Source organism: Thermosediminibacter oceani DSM 16646 (genome assembly GCF_000144645.1).
Classification (GTDB): domain Bacteria; phylum Bacillota; class Thermosediminibacteria; order Thermosediminibacterales; family Thermosediminibacteraceae; genus Thermosediminibacter; species Thermosediminibacter oceani.
In genome coordinates this window covers 455,974-473,068 of sequence record NC_014377.1, presented here as the reverse complement: position 1 = coordinate 473,068, position 17,095 = coordinate 455,974, and the positions used below count along the sequence as shown (strand labels likewise).

General features: G+C 46.6%; 14 protein-coding genes and 1 riboswitch. Of the genes, 6 read left to right on the top strand and 8 right to left on the bottom strand.

Going from position 1 to position 17,095, the window contains the following annotated elements; all coding sequences use genetic code 11:
• Window positions 1–164: 164 nt before the first annotated feature.
• Entirely contained in the window at window positions 165–569 is a 405-nt protein-coding gene (locus TOCE_RS02390) for a bacteriohemerythrin (RefSeq protein WP_013275298.1), read from the bottom strand.
• Between the two features lie 275 nt (window positions 570–844).
• A riboswitch (cyclic di-GMP riboswitch) is annotated at window positions 845–938 on the top strand.
• 103 nt (window positions 939–1,041) lie between these two features.
• On the opposite strand from TOCE_RS02390, the gene TOCE_RS02380 reads away from it, so the two are divergent.
• Together TOCE_RS02380 and TOCE_RS02375 are read left to right on the top strand one after the other, a co-directional pair.
• Complete coding sequence (locus tag TOCE_RS02380; RefSeq protein ID WP_013275297.1) at window positions 1,042–1,518, top strand: chemotaxis protein CheW; 477 nt, start codon at window positions 1,042–1,044, stop codon at window positions 1,516–1,518.
• Entirely contained in the window at window positions 1,496–3,505 is a 2,010-nt protein-coding gene (locus tag TOCE_RS02375) for a methyl-accepting chemotaxis protein (protein ID WP_013275296.1), read from the top strand. Before TOCE_RS02380 ends, TOCE_RS02375 begins: the two co-directional genes overlap by 23 nt.
• A 49-nt stretch (window positions 3,506–3,554) precedes the next feature.
• On the opposite strand, the gene TOCE_RS02370 is transcribed toward TOCE_RS02375, so the two are convergent.
• Window positions 3,555–5,198 carry a methyl-accepting chemotaxis protein gene (locus tag TOCE_RS02370; RefSeq protein ID WP_013275295.1) on the bottom strand — a complete coding sequence of 548 codons (1,644 nt, stop codon included), beginning with the start codon at window positions 5,196–5,198 and terminating at the stop codon, window positions 3,555–3,557.
• A 21-nt stretch (window positions 5,199–5,219) separates the two neighbouring features.
• Window positions 5,220–6,206 carry an ornithine cyclodeaminase family protein gene (locus tag TOCE_RS02365; protein ID WP_013275294.1) on the bottom strand — a complete coding sequence of 329 codons (987 nt, stop codon included), beginning with the start codon at window positions 6,204–6,206 and terminating at the stop codon, window positions 5,220–5,222.
• Between the two features lie 255 nt (window positions 6,207–6,461).
• Between TOCE_RS02365 and TOCE_RS02360 the strand changes: the two genes are divergently transcribed.
• Together TOCE_RS02360 and TOCE_RS02355 are read left to right on the top strand one after the other, a co-directional pair.
• Window positions 6,462–7,436: a D-alanine--D-alanine ligase family protein gene (locus TOCE_RS02360; protein ID WP_013275293.1), complete on the top strand. Its 975-nt coding sequence runs from the start codon at window positions 6,462–6,464 to the stop codon at window positions 7,434–7,436.
• 153 nt (window positions 7,437–7,589) lie between these two features.
• On the top strand, window positions 7,590–8,042 hold the full coding sequence (locus tag TOCE_RS02355; protein ID WP_013275292.1) for a GreA/GreB family elongation factor: 453 nt from the start codon (window positions 7,590–7,592) through the stop codon (window positions 8,040–8,042).
• Window positions 8,043–8,097: 55 nt separating this feature from the next.
• Here the strand turns inward: TOCE_RS02355 and TOCE_RS02350 are convergent, their stop codons facing one another.
• Together TOCE_RS02350 and TOCE_RS02345 are read right to left on the bottom strand one after the other, a co-directional pair.
• Window positions 8,098–8,886, bottom strand: a complete 789-nt coding sequence (locus tag TOCE_RS02350; protein WP_425358471.1) for a DUF72 domain-containing protein — start codon at window positions 8,884–8,886, stop codon at window positions 8,098–8,100.
• 64 nt (window positions 8,887–8,950) lie between these two features.
• A complete protein-coding gene (locus tag TOCE_RS02345) occupies window positions 8,951–10,162 on the bottom strand; it encodes a DNA polymerase IV (protein ID WP_013275290.1) in 1,212 nt (403 codons plus the stop codon).
• A 152-nt stretch (window positions 10,163–10,314) separates the two neighbouring features.
• On the opposite strand from TOCE_RS02345, the gene TOCE_RS02340 reads away from it, so the two are divergent.
• Entirely contained in the window at window positions 10,315–11,823 is a 1,509-nt protein-coding gene (locus tag TOCE_RS02340; protein WP_013275289.1) for a DUF92 domain-containing protein, read from the top strand.
• A 40-nt stretch (window positions 11,824–11,863) separates the two neighbouring features.
• Here TOCE_RS02340 and gltS read toward each other — a convergent pair whose 3' ends face one another.
• From gltS to TOCE_RS02325, 3 genes are all read right to left on the bottom strand, one after another.
• Window positions 11,864–13,069: a sodium/glutamate symporter gene (gltS, locus tag TOCE_RS02335; protein ID WP_013275288.1), complete on the bottom strand. Its 1,206-nt coding sequence runs from the start codon at window positions 13,067–13,069 to the stop codon at window positions 11,864–11,866.
• Window positions 13,070–13,212: 143 nt separating this feature from the next.
• Window positions 13,213–14,100, bottom strand: a complete 888-nt coding sequence (locus tag TOCE_RS02330; protein ID WP_013275287.1) for a DNA-binding domain-containing protein — start codon at window positions 14,098–14,100, stop codon at window positions 13,213–13,215.
• A gap of 4 nt (window positions 14,101–14,104) precedes the next feature.
• On the bottom strand, window positions 14,105–15,298 hold the full coding sequence (locus TOCE_RS02325) for an ATP-binding protein (RefSeq protein WP_245523162.1): 1,194 nt from the start codon (window positions 15,296–15,298) through the stop codon (window positions 14,105–14,107).
• A gap of 539 nt (window positions 15,299–15,837) precedes the next feature.
• On the opposite strand from TOCE_RS02325, the gene TOCE_RS02320 reads away from it, so the two are divergent.
• Window positions 15,838–17,088: a 2-hydroxyacyl-CoA dehydratase subunit D gene (locus TOCE_RS02320; RefSeq protein WP_041424010.1), complete on the top strand. Its 1,251-nt coding sequence runs from the start codon at window positions 15,838–15,840 to the stop codon at window positions 17,086–17,088.
• Window positions 17,089–17,095: the final 7 nt, after the last annotated feature.

Sequence of the window (17,095 nt, the reverse complement as noted above, 5' to 3'; positions counted from 1 at the left end):
CGGTAGTCCCTTTAATGCCTCACTATACTGTATAATATACTACTCGATAATATAATAATACCATTTAATGCAATGTTTTCCAATTACCTCATTGATTTTTTATTATTAAAAAATTTTAAGTTGGGGGTTACCAGCCCCAAATTGGCTCAGCTAGCTATCTTACTTCAAATCTTATTCTTCAAAAACGCTCCCAGCGCTTTATCCGTCTTTTTGATGTGATTTATAAGCCAATCGATGAGGAAATGGTTTATTTTTACCACCAGGTCCACCGTAGGGCCGTTCTGCTCCATTCTTTGCTTTATTTCTTTGAATTCCGCTACAAAGCCGTCATGCTGCTTTTTATGTGCCTGGTAGCCGGGAAAATCGTTTTCCCGCATGTATTTTTCTTCGGCGCCGAAGTGCATGACGATGTATTCACCTAGAAAATCAATGGCCTTTACGGCCTCTTCCCTACCTTTCCCTTTCGAGCAGGCCAAAAGCAGGTCGTTCACCCTTTTGAAAAGCTCCTTGTGTTGTTCGTCGATCAGACTTACTCCTGTGGAAAGGTCCTCCGTCCACATTACCGCCATAAAATATCCCTCCCATCTTTGTCACGATATATATTCTCCAAATAAATCCTTAATCCTGCTCCGGCGGGACCTTTTTCAACTTTCCAGCGGTTCTCCCAATTCGAAGAGGAATTCCCGTTTTGGTGAAAAAGATTTCCGGCGCAAGCCGCAACCTTTGCCGCTATAAGTTGTATTGTAAATACGATTTTTCTGATATGGAAAAATATAGCTTGACTATGTAAAAGTAAAAAATGTAAAATATTAGTAGTTATTTTTTGCGTAATTCGACATATACCGCCGATAAAAGGCAAACCTGTCGAAAGGCAGGGGCGCAAAGCCATGGGCCTACGGCTCCATTGATGATGGAGCTACGGCTGCCAGGTTGCCGGCTCATTGAAAGGCCATCGGCCAAGGAAAGGTTCCAACCAGGGCAGCCAAATCTTTGATTACATTTTGAAGGCTGCTTTTTTTATTACAGGAAAGGAGGGAGAGCTTGAGACAAGTAGTAGTTTTCGGCCTCGGAAAGGAACTTTACGGCATAGACATTTTCGATCTGCAGGAAATCATCAGAATGATGGAAATAACGCATATCCCCAGAGCCCCTCATTTTATCGAAGGGGTAATAAACTTAAGGGGGAGAATCATTCCCGTGATAGACCTCAAAAAGAGGTTCGGCCTTGCCGACGGTGAAATAACAAGAGACTCCAGGATCATTGTGGTAAATATCGATGAAACCACGGCGGGGCTCATAGTGGATTATGTCACCGAAGTAGCGGCACTGGAAGAGGAAGACCTGGAAAAACCTCCAGAGGCCTTGACCATCGATGCCCGCTTCATCCATGGGCTGGCAAAGATGGGAGATAATATAGTAATACTTATTAAAACGAGTGAAATACTCAATGTGGCAGAAAAAGACCAGCTAAAAAATTTCTCGAAGGAGGATACATATGAAAAAGCTGAAGGGAATTAAAATAAGTGGTGGAATAAGGACAAGGTTGACCGTTCTGTTCCTTCTTATATCCCTCGTACCCCTTATAGTCTTGAGCTTCTTCAACTACAGCACCTCAAAAAACAACTTGACCCATGCAGCCGACCGGGAACTACTCGGAAAGGCCGTATCCGCGGCCAGCGTTATCGACCTCTGGGTCAGCGAAAGAATGGAGATATTGGAAACCCTCGCGGAAAATCCCGTAATTAAGAGCGGTAACTTAGAAAGTTTAATCCCCATATTAAAAACGGTACAGCCTGCAGCACCGGACGTCCAGCTCCTCTGGTACGCCACGCCTGACGGCAAAGTTTACTCGTACCTGAACGACGACATCACCAAGCCAATCACCGATATCAACGACCGGCAGTATTTCAAGGAAATAATGTCTACGGGCAAAACCACCGTATCGGAACTCGTCATCGATAAGGTAACCGGTGACAAAATTCTGGTCATAGTGGCCCCCGTGAAAGGTCAGGGCGGTATAACCGGCATAGTAGGTGCCGATGTAAACGCGAACGCCCTTATCAACATCATAAACTCGGTAAAATACGGTACCACAGGGTATGCCTTCCTGGTGGACAAAATGGGCACCACCATAGCCCATCCGGACGAAAAGATGGTTATGAACATGAACATAACAAAGACCGAGTCCGAGTCGTTGAACAGGGTCGGGGAACGCATGATAAAGGGCGAAGAAGCCACCGTAAGGTATGAATACAGCGGAGAATACAAACTTGCCGCCTTCTCCCCGGTTAAGAACACCGGATGGTCCTTATGCGTCACCGCCTCGTCGGACGAAGTATACGCGGGACTGAAAAGCTTTTTCTGGTCCACCATCACCCTGATCCTGGTCGTGACGGTTATCGTCATCGCTGCAGCCGTCGTTTTCAGCCGGCAGTTATCTTCGCCCATACTTAAGCTCACGGCGGTGGCCGATACCCTGGCAACGGGGGACCTCCGGGTAGAAGTACCCGAGGGATTTTTCGGCGAACTCGGAACCCTCGGCAGCTCTCTCAAGAAAATGCTCGAAAATACTAAAACAGTTCTCGGCTTCATGGGCACCGCCATTGCCAACCTGGAAAAGGCTATAAGGGAGATATCGCAGGGAGCTCAGGATACCGCCCAGGCTGCCGAACAGGTAGCCGAGACCGTTAGCCAGATTTCGGCCGGAGCCCAGGATATGGCCCAGAATACAGGGAATATATCTGCGGCAGTCGAGGATACCACCACAATGATGCAGGCTTTAGTGGAAAACCTGGAGTCCATTACACAGAACACTATGGATACGGTGAAGAGAACCGAGCAGGGCGAAAAGATCATGAAAGAGCTCTCCCAAAAATTAGAGCTCACCACCACCAAGGCAGAAAATATTAAGTCCGCCATGACCAGCCTCATAGAACAGGCGAAAGAGATAGCGGGCATTACCGACGTAATAACGGGCATAGCCGAGCAGACCAACCTCCTGGCTCTCAACGCCGCCATCGAGGCAGCCAGGGCCGGTGAGGCCGGCAGGGGATTCGCGGTGGTGGCCGAGGAGATCAGGAAGCTGGCCGAACAGTCCAGCCAGCAGGCGAGCCAGATAACAAAAATAGTTAAACAGGTCACGGAGAATATTAACCTTTCGAATACGGCTACCGAAGAAGCGGTGGTTCTCATTGAAGAGCAGGCGATCATAGGCGGCGAAACCATGAATCATTTCGCGGAAATATCGGCAGGTGCAAGGCGTGTTGCCGACCTTCTGAGTGATATCGAGAAAAAGGCCAGGAGCGTCAGCGAACACAGCAGGAAAATAAGCGAAGAGGTATCTAACGCCGCCGCAATATCGGAGGAGAACGCGGCTTCTTCCCAGGAGATAGCCGCATCGGCCCAGGAGATGAGTTCGGCAGCCCAGACCATAAGCGCCAGCACCACGGAACTCATCAACCTTGTGGAAAAACTCAAAGAAGCTAGCGCAAAGTTTATCCTGTAAAGTAAAACGCACCTGCTTTCCCGAGTGGAAAGCAGGTGCGTTTTTATCATCAAAGGAGATTTAAAGTCTTATTCAGGTTCACATCGGCGCCGATCACGCCGACCACGCTGCCTTCTTCGTTTCTAACCGGCACCGATATGGTAACCGTCATGCGGTTTGCCGATATATCGATGTAGGGTTTAGATATGAATTCGTTTCCCCGGACGGCTTCCTGAAACCACGGCCTGAAAGCCAAGTTTTTTACCGGGATGTCACTGGTTACGTAGATAATGTCGCCTTTTTCGTCGAGGGTGATTAACTCAAGTATTTCCGGCGTTTCCCGCTTTACCTTTTCAAATTCACGTTTCAGGACTTCCACATCCCTGTTTACGACGAAGTCCTTCCCGGCCAGAAGGGAAAGCTGCTGTTTTATGGCGGATAACTTTACTCTTGCGCTTTCAGGTATCCTGTAGTTCCGGGTATACGCTTCGGATATTTCCATGAGTTCGGAAGACATGGTTGACAGCCTGCCGGTTTCCTCCGATATAGCTCCGAGCAGATTTTTCTGTTCCTGGCTGGATGCCGCTATTTCCTGCACCCCTGCCGCAGTCTCCTCGGAAACGGCCGCCATTTTCTCCGCCGCCTCGGAAACCTTGACGACCTTTTCTACCTGTTCCCCAGCCATTCTGTTTATGCGCTCGATGGAAACTTCAAAACTTTTTATTGCCGATACTATATCGTCAAAGGCGGTCATGGACTCGTTGCCTTTTTCTATGTTCTCATTTACCACTTCGAGATTCTTTTCCACCTGTAACGCCGTTTCCCGGGCCTCCTTCTGGATCCTCTCCGACAATTCCTTTATCTCTTCTGCAGCTTTCGCCGACTGTTCCGCCAGCTTCCTCACTTCACCGGCTACCACCGCAAAACCGCGCCCCTGTTCCCCGGCTCTTGCCGCTTCTATGGCAGCGTTGAGCGCCAGCAAATTGGTCTGGTCGGCAATATCGGTGATAACTTTTACAAAACCGTTGATCATGGTTGTCAGATTTTCCAGGTCCCTCATCTTGGAAGCAGAAAGGGAGCTTGTCTGAGACGACAGGCTCAGGTTACTGATGAGGCCTTCCAGTACCCCCCTCGTCTCCCTCACCCTCTCGACCATGGCCTTTATACCCTCTTCCCCTTCCCTGGCCTCCCCGGCTATTTTTTCCGCCAGGGCTGAAAGCGTATTGATGTTATTCGACGTCTCCTGAGCGGCTTCGGCCTGCTCTCCCGCCCCCAGAGCTATTTCTTCTATGGATGCGGATATCTGGTGGGCGGCATGGCTTATCTGGTCCATGCTGTCTTCAAACTTACCGGAAAAGTATTTGATTTCCTCGGCAGTCCTCTGCATTCTGCCCATTAGTGTGAACACGTGCTCGAAAGCCTTTAAGACGGGCTCTACGAGAAAATCAAAAAGTCCCCCGTTCCGGTGCAGTTTTTCAAAGGACGGTATTTCACCGCGGGAAAATTCACTAATTACTTCGGCCAGTATACGAAGCTTAATAAAAGCCGAATTTATGACGAAGTAGTTTATGAAAAGTACGAGTCCGGTAACAGCTAGGATAGGTACAAGATGTACCCGCAAGGAGATACCGGCTGCCAGGTATGCCGCTAATAATAATATTGCAGGCAGGAGAGAGATAGGGAGAACGAGCTTTAATATAACCTTTTTCTTCATAGCTTCAATCCCTCCGTAAAGCTAGTTTGACAGATCTATTTTTATGCCCAGACCCATCTTGACGGCCTTTTCATAAATCCGCGCCGCACAGGCTACATCCTGGACCGCTATCCCCACACTCTTGAAAAGGGTTATCTCGTCATCGCTTTCGCGTCCCCGCAGCCTCCCGGAAGTGATCTCCCCCAGCTCTCCGTAGATATTTTCCGGCGAGAAATCTCCGCTGGAAATGGGTATTATAAAATCCCCCGCTTCCGAGAGCACCGCCTCCCGGGAATCGACCACGATCTTTGAGGCCATTTTCAAAAGCTCCGTCGGGATTTCCTGCATCTTCGGCGTATAAGATCCTATAGCGTTGATGTGGGCGCCCTTTTTCACGCTTGAAGCGGAAAATACGGGTGTCTCCGAAGTGGTGGCGGCAATGATTATATCGGCCCCTCTTACCGCCTCGTCAGCACTTTGGCATTCCACAAACCTGACCCCAGAAAGCTTGGTTTTCATTTCGGCTATGTACTGTCCGACCTTCTTCGGATCCCTGTTATAAATCCGGGCCTCCTCGATGTTTCTCACACAGCACACGGCCCATAGCTGGGTTTTCCCCTGGACACCGGCCCCTATTACGGCGGCCACCTTCGAGTCCTTTCGCGCCAGGTGCTTTGAGGCGGCTCCAGACGCCGCACCGGTCCTGAGGGCCGTAAGGTAAGCGCCGTCCATCAGTGCCACGGGTTCTCCGGTTTCCCGGTCTTCCAGCACTACCACGGAGCTGATGGTCGGTTTGCCAAACCTTGCGTTGCCCGGAAAAACCGACACCAGCTTGACCGCCACGCCGATGCCCTCTACATAGCCCGGCATGAACAGGGCGTCACCCTCCGCGCCGCCGATGTGGATTACGGTCCTTAGCGGAACTATAGTCCTCCCCGTCGAATAGGCGGCAAAAGCTTCCTCCATGGCATTTATGGCCTCTTCCATTGAAAGGGCTTTTTCTACATCGCTTTTTGTAAGAATCAGCATCCTGCAACATCCTCCCTCTAAATGGCAAATTTTGTTGGATATATTATAACAAATTTTGGACAAATTTTGAAATAATCAAGGTAAATTTCCGAAACTCGATATTTCTGATAATTGTATAAATTTCTTGCCTCAACAGGCCACTTTGTTATATAATTGTACACGTCTACGGACTTTCATACCCGAGCCGATATGCTGGAGGCTCCTTAATCTATTCTATATCTTTACATTTTAAAAAAATGTAAAGGGGGAATGGATATGAAGGTAGGGGTATTCTGGAGAAAGTTCCGGAACGTGGAGCTCCAGCTGAAACTTTCCGGGGAAAACATTTACGATGACGCTTATGAAGAGGCTTATCAGCACTTTTCTGCAATAAAGGAAGCGGGCTTTGATGCGGTAATGATAGAATGGAAAAAGGACAACCCGCAGGAAACCTTGAGAAAAGTGCTTGAAGAGAAGGTAGACCTGGTGTTCAACGCCTCATCGCTCGAGGAAGTAGCTTTCCTCGAAGCCTTCGGCATCCCCTTCGCCGGTTCCGGGCTGGACCTGGTAGCGACGGATAAAGCCACGCGCAAGAAGATAGTGGCGTACCATAAACTTCCCACGCCGAGATTTATAGTGGTGGAAGACCCGAACGAAATACCCGACCACGACCTAAAGTACCCGCTTTTTGTCAAACCCGTTCGTGGCCGCGGCAGCGCCGGTATAAGCGAGGAAAACATCATTGAAAGGCACGAAGACCTAGCCCGGGTCGTATCAAAGATAACCGATAAAATAGGCCAGCCCGCCCTTGTGGAGGAATTCATCAGGGGCAGGGAGATAACAGTGGGAATAATCGGGTATAAAAATCCCCGGGTTCTGCCACCGGTTGAAATCGAATATAATTCCACTAGAACCAATACCTTTGAACATAAAATGTTCGACAACGAGATAATCCACTGTCCCGCAAGGCTCTCCCCCGAAGAGGAGGAAAAAGTAAAAAGCACAGCACTGAGTATCTACAAGGTCCTGAACGCCAAGGACTTTTCCAGGATAGACATGATCCTGGGGGACGACGGTATCCCGTACTTTCTGGAGATAAATACCTTCGCCGGACTTACCATGTCAAAGGACGGGACCCATCACGGATATATGGGCTACATGGCCAAGACCGCGGGCATGACGCGGGCCGATTTCATCGGCTCCATAGTGAGAAGCGCCCTGGAAAGGTACAGGATATGTCATAAATTGTAAAATATTATATTAAATGGAAACATCATACACTGTTGACAATGTCTGTAATATATGGTATGGTTTTCATAAACGGGTATTTCGCGTAAGCGAAATGCCCGAATTGTTTTTTTTACGGATTTTCCCATAAAATGTCTTCGGGAGGAGAGGTTTAAAATGCAAAGGACCTACACCCTGTCAAAGACGGCTTTTGAGGCTCTGATTAAACATCTGGCAGATCTAGAAGCGGGAAAAAGCAGGCTTATCGATGAACATTTCAGTAATTCCCCCAGGGAAGCCCGGGAGCTTGAACACCTGCTGGACAATTACATCAAGTTCATGGATGAATTCATAAGCTCCGTCCAGCAGGAAGATACAGCCGACGAAAGCTTTCCGTATGTGGTAATCAACAGCCGAGTGCAAGTACAGGATATCGAAAACGACGAAACATACAATTTCAGGGTGGTCCTGCCCAGCGGCAACATTGCCTCAGATCCAGAAATATATAGCGTTTCGGTTCTGTCCCCGGTGGGAAAGTCGCTCCTTTTGAAAAAGCCCGGTGAAAAAGTACAGGTGAACGCCCCCGGCGGCATGTTCCTTTACGAGATTAAAGCCATATATTTCCCTTAGGGACAGGTAATAAAAAAGGCATCCCGAGTAGATGCCTTTTTTATCTGAATATTATTTATATATTGCCCGCCTCTTTTAAAAGTCCCAAGAGCTGCCTGGCGTTGATGACGGCCGACGCGTTGAAGTGGTTGTTCATCGCTATGAATACGACCTTTGTCTTGCGGGAAAGTTCTCTTATCCTGGGCACCCATTCCGAAAGTTCCATCTCGGTGTACAGGTAATCGTAGCGCTCGTAAGATTTCTCGTGGTTATACCATTTCCGGATATTCCTGCCGTGAAACCGCACATATCCTATAGAACTGGTGGCCACCACCACCGGCGGCAGAAGCCCTCTTATGGGCGGCTCGTCGACGCATACGAAAGCCATATCGTTTTCCCTGAGCAGGCGGATAACTTCAAGCCTCAACCAGTCGTCGGACCTGAACTCGACGGCGAGCGGCAGGTCCTTCATCCTCTCCCGCAACTTTTTGAGGTAATCCCTGTTTTTTTCGTTATTGTGAAAACTGTACGGGAACTGGGCCAGCACGCACCCCAGCCTTCCCGCTTCCACCAGCGGCTTTAAGGCGTCGTGGAACCTCCCCACCGTTATATCGCCGAGGTCCCTCTGGTGGGTCATGCCGCCGTAAGCTTTGACGACGAAGATGAAATTTCCCGGGGTTTTTTTCATCATATGGTAGAACATATACGGTGTCGGCATGCTGTAGTAGCTGGAATTCACCTCGGTAAAGGGAAACTCCCGGCTGTAAAAGGCCAGCATATCCCCGTCCTTCATGTTCTCGGGGTAAAACCTTCCCTTCCAGTCTTTGTACGCATAACCCGAAGTGGCAACGAGTATCAAGGTCATTCCTCCGCAACATTTATACTCTTACTTTAACAATATCGCGTTTTATCGGCAAAAGCAAGGCCTATCAATTTCGCCTGGCGAAGGGTCCTATGGCCGGACTGCCCTTTTGGCCTATAAGGTCCCGGGACTTCAGCTTCGCCCGGAAGATGGCGTTATCCCCGAACCTCTCCCTTATTTCGTCTATAACCCGGTTGAGCCTCTTTTTCTTTTCGTCGGCCTCGAATACGGAAATCTGGTCGAATTCCCTTATGAGGCCCGAAAGACTCACACCCAGGAGCCTCAACGGCGTCCTGCCGTCCCAGTTGGAGCGCAAAAGCCGCTTTGCGGCGGCGTATATGTCTTCGGTGGCGCTGGTGTGGGGGATCGTGGTAGAACGGGTTATGGTGGAAAAGGAGGAGTCCCGGAGGGTGACGGTCACCACCCTGCCGACGTAGTTTCCCCGCCGCACCCGCCTTCCCACCTGCTCCGCCAGGGACAGCAGCACCGCCTCGGCCTCATCCCAGGTTTCCACATCCCGGGGCAGCGTGATCGAGTGGCCCATGGACCTGGCATCGTCCATGGAATGGGGATCTACCGGGGAATCGTCTATGCCGTTGGCGAAGAGGTGGATGTGGCGTCCCACCAGCCCGAAAGCCGCTTCCAGCATCTCGACGGGCACCGCCGCCAGGTCGCCTATCGTGTTTATGTTCATCTTCTTCAGGCGTTCCGCCAGCCTGGGGCCCACGCCGAAAAGTTCGTCCACAGGCAGGGGCCAGATTACGTCGGGCACGTCTTCGGGCGTTATGACCGTGATCCCCATGGGTTTTTTCATGTCCGAGGCCATCTTGGCCAGCAGTTTATTGCAGGAAACCCCTACGGAACACGGGAGAGAGAGTTCTTCTATCACGGTCCTCTGGATCTTTTCCGCTATGGTCACCGCATCCCCGAAGAGCCCCTCGCAGCCGGTAACGTCCAGCCATGCTTCGTCGATGCTGAACACCTCCACGACGGGAGAAAATCTTTGCAGTATTTCCAGCACCCTGTGGCTGGTGGCGACGTAGAGCCTATAGTCGGGTTTTATGAATACGGCGTGGGGGCAAAGCTTCCTGGCCTGCCAGTTGGGCATAGCGGTCTTTACCCCGAACTTCCTGGCTTCATAGGAAGCGGTGAGCACTATGCCGTTTCGCTTCTTGGGGTCCCCGGCAACTATGACCGGTTTGCCCTTTAAAGACGGATCCAGGGCCTGGTGGCAGGAAGCGTAAAAAGCGTTCATGTCCACGTGGAGGATGGAGAGCATAGGCCTCATCTCCTGAACATTTGTTTGCTTATAATTATATCACCCGGTGGTGATAAAATCAATGACCGAAAGCCGTTTTTCCGTTGCCTCGCCGGAAAATAAAAATAATGATATAATAAGCGTGGTAAATGTCACTATAGGAGGTTTGGGCATTGAAAGATTTTATAGGAGTTGTCATTTCCATCCTGTTCGTCTTCGGCGTAATAATAATCTCGGAAGTTTTGAGAAAAGCCGGAGGATCAAGCGCCGAAGTTACCAGGAAATTTGTACATATCGGGGTTTCCCACTGGTGGCCTTTGGCCATGTTCCTCATCGACGACATAAGGTACGCCCTCATACCCCCTGCTTTATTCGTGGCGGTAAATTATTATTCACACAAGAAAAATGTATTCAAAGGCATGGAAAGGAAAGGGGCGAGCTCCGACCTGGGGACGGTGTATTTCCCCGTATCGCTGATAGTCCTTATCCTTCTGACATGGGACGGAGGGCTTTTGGGAAGGGGTTTTGAGTATCTCGGCCTTGCCGGAGTCCTGGCCATGGGATACGGCGACGGGCTCGCGGCTATTGTAGGCTGGAAATTCGGAAAATCGAAGTACAGGGCCTTCAAAAGCGAAAAGAGCCTTGAAGGTTCTGTTACGATGCTCGCTTTTTCTTTTATAGCTATTGCAGTCGCCCTGGGAAGTTTCCTGGGATTTACCCCGCACGTCCTCAGGGTAAGCTTTGTGGCAGCGCTCATTGCAACAATTTCGGAAGCCCTGTCGCCCTCCGGCACGGACAACCTTACCGTCCCGGTTGTAACCTCCCTGGCGTCCAATTATTTCCTCTATATACTCAAAAATTCGAACCTGTTCCTTTTCATTTACATGGCCGGGATAGGTTTTGTGCTCAGTTTCTTCATAGCATACGCCGCCTATCGAAAGAATTCTCTCACCCTTGACGGTTCCGTAGGCGCCACGATCCTTGGCACCATGATGTACGCTACGTCGGGGATCTTCGGTTCCTTTTTGATGGTGCTCTTTTTCATATCCTCCAGCCTGCTTTCCTATTTTAAAAAGAGCGCAAAGAGCCGCGCGACGCAAAGTTTCGACAAAACCGGATGCAGGGACGTTTTCCAGGTGCTGGCCAACGGTGGCGTGGGGCTTTTGTATTCGGTCCTCTATTACATTACGAAAAATCCATCGTATCTGGTGCTGCTGGCCGTATCCTTTGCGGCCGCCAACGCCGATACCTGGGCCACGGAACTCGGGATACTGAGCAAGGCCCGGCCCATTTCGCTCAGGACCTTCAGGAGGGTGGAAAAGGGCACTTCCGGGGCAGTGAGCCTTTCGGGGACTTTGGCCGCATTAATGGGCGCTCTGCTCATAGGCATATCCGCCGCCGCGGGGTTTAAATTGATGGATTTCGGGGACCTGGCCTTTACCCCCGTTCAGAGCCTCCTAATGGTGACCCTCGGGGGATTCCTGGGGTCGCTGATCGATTCGATCCTCGGAGCAACCCTTCAGGGCGTATACTATTCGGAAGAACTGGAAGGCGAAACCGAAAAAAGGTTCACCAACGGCAAGCCAAACCGACTCGTCCGGGGATTGGGTTTTGTAAACAACGACCTGGTCAACTTCCTCAGCATCGGCCTTTCCAGCGCCCTGTTCGCGGGGATTATATAAAAAAGTCCGGGAATAATAACCCGGACTTTTTTTATACTATTTATTTAATCATATTCATAAAGACTACGATTAATATTCCATTGAAGAAGTCAATAAACAAGCTTCCAACCAGAGGAACTATGAAGAACGCTCTTGGCGCAGGCGCATATTGTTCTACCAGTGCTCTCATATTGGCCATTGCGTTGGATGTCGCGCCCATGCCGAAGCCGCAGAATCCAGAAGTCAATACCGCAGCCTCGTAATCGCGTCCCATGAGGTTGAAAGTTATAAAATACGCCATCAACATCATCAATATGGTCTGTGCCACCAGCATTACTACAAGCGGTAATGCTAGGTCTGCCAACTGCCAGAGTTTTAATCCCATCAGGGCTATGGCAAGGTATATTGACAGCGATATATCCCCGACAACTTTAATTTCATCCTCGGGTACTTTGTACATTCCCGTAAAGTCCGCCAGGTTCCTGATTATGGCTGCTGCGAACATGGCGCCGATATACGGTGGAAAAGTGAATCCCACTTTTGTAAAAAAGCTTGAAATAATAGTGCCGATACCCATAGCCAGGAGTATTTGAGCGAATGCCGGATAAAAGTTTTCAGCTTTTACTTCCCCTACTTCATCCGATACAGCCAGCTCTGCGGATAATCCGGGTTCAAAAGCTGCTGTTTTGTGGTTCTTCATAAGGCCATGTTTTTCAATTAAATTCTTGGCTAACGGATTACCGATAATGCTGCCCATAATCATTCCAAAAGTAGCTGCAGCGACGGCGACAGTTGTGGCTCCCTCTGCACCCGCTTTTTCAAGAAGTGGTCCGAAGGCCCCGGAGGTACCGATGCCGCCGACCAAAGGTATGGAACCCGTCGCAAGGCCCAATAAACCGTTTAAATTAAATACTTTTGCAAGGGCTATTCCCAGACCATTTTGCAGGAATATAAGTACAATGGATATTGTCAAAAAGACTAGTACCGGTATACCGCTCTTCTTAAGAAGCCTTAAACTTGCTGTGAATCCTACTGTGGTGAAAAACATGTTCATAAAGAAAGTTTGCAGGGTCGTATCAAAAGTGATCGTCAAAATATTGTACTGCTTTAGAACTAGGAATAAAACTGCAAAAAATAATCCTCCGATTACTGGTGAAGGTATACAATATTTTTTTAGGATTGGCGCTTTGTTTCTTATAAGTTCGCCGAGGAATAATACTATAACCGCCAGCGCCGTAGTTTGGAGCATATCAAGTTGTACGGTCATTGTAAAACCCCCATCACTTTTAGATTTTAAGTATAATGTTATACAAGTATATTATACTGGCGGCCTACATCAGAATACGCCATCCTACACTAAATATTGAATAGAATTTGAGTATAAATAATAAAAAAAAATTATTGAATCAATTATTGCGAATATCTCAATTTAGCAATTATTCCCTCTATAAACTTTTTGATGTTTATCTTGCCGGGCTCTTCCTTCGGGTTCTCTATATGCCGCATCTGCTGCCTTACCTGTTTAAAATCAAAAAGGAGCGTGCTGTATTCCAAAAAAATGTCATTGTCAAAATCACTTAAACCCAGTTCAGCCAACGTCTGAAGGGCTTTTTGAATTGTCCTTCTGACTCTTTGCTCTAATGACTTTACATTAAGTTTTTCTATATTATCATCATCTTCCTCCAGAACTTTTTCATATATATCCTGGAGTTGATATTCGGCATTGGGATTTTCCAGCTTTAGCTCATGCACCGTGTATATGACTTTCAATAACTCGTTGCTGCCGGCAACACCTATAATTCCCAGATCGCTAAATATTTTATTTATTCTCGTCTCAATGTTTTTATCGTTTGTATCTTTAATCTTGTGGTTTTCTGCATCATAGTTCATAACGGTATTTTTAATCAATGCCAAGGAGTTCTCAAGATCGATAATGCGGCAAACGCCTTTGATGACACTTACCACTTCTATGTTGTTTATGGGTTTATTTATGAAAAATAATATACCGCTTTCATAAGCCTTTGCCACCATGTTTTCATCTTCCACCTGGGATATCATTATAAATTTGCCTTTGTAACCCTTTGACCTGGCTTCATTTATAACTTCAATACCGTCCATGGCCGGCAGCAGCAGATCTATAAGCACAATATCGGGGTTAAAAAAAAGTATTTCCTGAGCGGCATGCTTTCCGCTATCCAGCTCTGTCAGCACTTTGCCCAGTCTATTTTTTCTTATAAGTATAGCTAACATTTTTCTTACATTAACGTCATCATCAATAATCATAAATGTTTTATCCATAAGATCACCTTACCAAGCTTTTTTTGGGAATTAGTATCTTAAATTTTGTACCTACTCCCGGTTTTGAGGTTACCTCAATGCTTCCACCCAGCTCTTCTACGATATTTTTCACATGGCAAAGTCCAATGCCCGTATGAGGCCTGCCCGTATCTTCATCATATTTAGTTGTAAAACCGGGATTGAAGATATAAGGAAGTATATCTTCTTCAATTCCCTCGCCACTGTCCCTAACCTCTAAGCATACGTTCTCTTCCAAATTCGTTACCGAAACGGCAATTGTGTCACCGCTTTTACAGGCGTCAATACTGTTTGTTAACAAATTATTTAATAAATTAAACATATTATAATACGGCCCTACTGAAAAATCGCTTCCACAATTGAAAAAGATTTTTATCTCCTTATTTTTTGCTTTGAGGTACCTTTCTATATTGTCCCTAATTATAGTAAAAATATCGGAGAGCTTCATAACATCCTCATTCTCTAAGCCCTTTATGAAGGATTCGAAGCCCAGCACGACTCTATAATAATCCTTTTTAATTTCATGAACATCCTTTGCAATGTCTAAAGCCATCTCTTTCAATTTTCCATCCAATTCATTACTTTCGTAAAGGCTATAGCTTTTTCTCATCACATTTTCTATATCCTTCATAGATTTTTTCAGATAAAACATTTCGGCCTGTATATTTGAAATCAACATATTAAGCTGGGTATATCTTTTTTGGTGTTCGGAGCTCAAAATAAAAAGTTTTTGTCTTTCATAAAGCTGGTATATGAAATAGGCCAAAATGCTTCTCAAAAAACCTACCATCAAGATCAGCTGTACGCCCGATGGACTTATCTCGTTCCTGATAGCTGCTTCAAATAAATTACTGGAAAAATCCACTAAAGAAAGCAGCATTATAGCTCCAAATACATAGTTCTTTCGTTTATCAACATCTGATATTTTTACCAGAAAGGCAAATATCACATAATAAACTAATGACGGGTAATTAACAGCTAACGCCGTGTCAAAACTTATCCCTTGAAAAAATAATACCGCGGTTCTTACCGCAAATATCGCCAATCCGCTCAAAATTACAATCCAAAATTTCGATACATTATCGACAGCAAGGATGATAAGGTTTAATATAATAACTCCTGCGGAAAACTTAAATTTACCTTCAAAGGGATAAAAATATATTTCTGCGAAAAAAACCACCGGCAATAATAAATAACCGTACCGCTTGATCTTATAAATAAGATCCCTTCTTTCTATCTCAATTACCTCCCAGATAAACTTCGTATATTTTAATTATACCGTACAGCCCTCGGAATTAAAGCCTCCAGCCCCTTTGGCTGTTTTTCCCAAAAGCAGATTGTAACCTCTAAAAAACCATAAGCATATATTGTAATAGACACCATAATAAGGAGGGGTTTTTAAAATGGCTGAAGTCGGCGGCGGAGGCTTCGGAGGAGGCTTCGGAGGAGGTTTCTTCAAGGATCGCCAGGCTTTCCTCGTATTCCTTATCCTGATCCTTCTCTTACTGGGCGACAATTTTTAAACTGAAAGCCGTGCTTTAGAGCACGGCTTTCATTCTTTATATTACATTAACTGCCCGGCTTTATCCCTTCCGAAAGGGAGGGGGATGAAATCCAGGCATTGCTTGTTATCCGTCATTCTGATACAATACCGGTAAGGAATAATATACCAAAAGGAAGTCTTCTTGACGGGAAGGGGGGTAAGGGGTTGTGACAAAAATGGATCCGGTAAGGATGTACAGCAATATTATAAAAAGAAACATGAAAAAATCCGAAAAAGTAAATAAACTGATAAATTTCGGCCTTACCGTTGCTTATTATTACGTGAGCTTTTTCAAAGATAAAAGGCTCCCCAAATCCCTGCAATACCTGAATAAATGCTGCATAAAAAATATAAAAGATTCACTGGAAAATCCTCAAAATTCCGCATGGGTAAACCTTTTTTCCCCCTGCGAATTTTTAATAGCCATGGATATAAGGCCCTTATTCGTTGAAGCATATTCTTCTTTTATGTCGGGTTTTTTTATTGAAGATTACCTTATCGATACCGCCGAATCAAGGGGTATATCAAATACTTTATGCAGCTACCATAAAACTTTCATAGGGGCAAATGAGCTTAACATTCTTAAAAAACCCGGATTTATGATCACTACTTCCATGATCTGCGATGCAAATATACCCACCTTCAGGTATCTTTCAAGAAAAACCGGTGTTCCCCTTTACATCATCGATATTCCCTACAGGTATTCTAAAGAAGCCGTAGCTTATGTGGAAAACCAGCTTGTAGAAATGGTAAAAAGGCTTGAAGAAGCATATAAAAGAAGGCTCGATATTGACAAACTGAGGGAAGTCGTAAAAACAGAAAATAAGACGAGAGCACTCATGAACGAGTATTTAAATTATGCGGCAGAAAAAGCTCTTTTAACTACCATGACCTTTGAGATGTACATGCTATTTGCATCCCACGTATTCATCGGAAGCAGGGAGATGTTAAATTTTTACGAAATGCTCATCGACGACATAAAAAAAGCTCCCGAAAGAAGGGGAAAAAGTATATTTTTCGTCCACCTCCTTCCCATGTTTGAGAAAAATTTCAAAGACTACTTTAATTTCAGCGACAAGTTTCACATTGCCGGAAGCGATATAAACTACGATTTTCTGGGCGAAATCGACGAAAATGAACCATTCAGGGGAATCGCCGAAAAGCTTGTTTTAACCTCTTTTAACGGCGAAATAAATCGAAAAGTGACGAGAATCAGGGAACTGATAGAAAAGACAAAACCCGACGGCATCATACAGTTCTGCCACCTGGGCTGCAAACAGTCCATAGGCGGAACATTTATAATTAAAAATCTTGCCTCGGAAATGGGTATCCCGTTCCTTTACCTAGATGGCGACTGTGTAGATAAAAGGAATAATCAGGAAGGGCAGAACAGGACGAGGCTTGAGGCTTTTCTCGAAATGCTTTAGTAAAGCT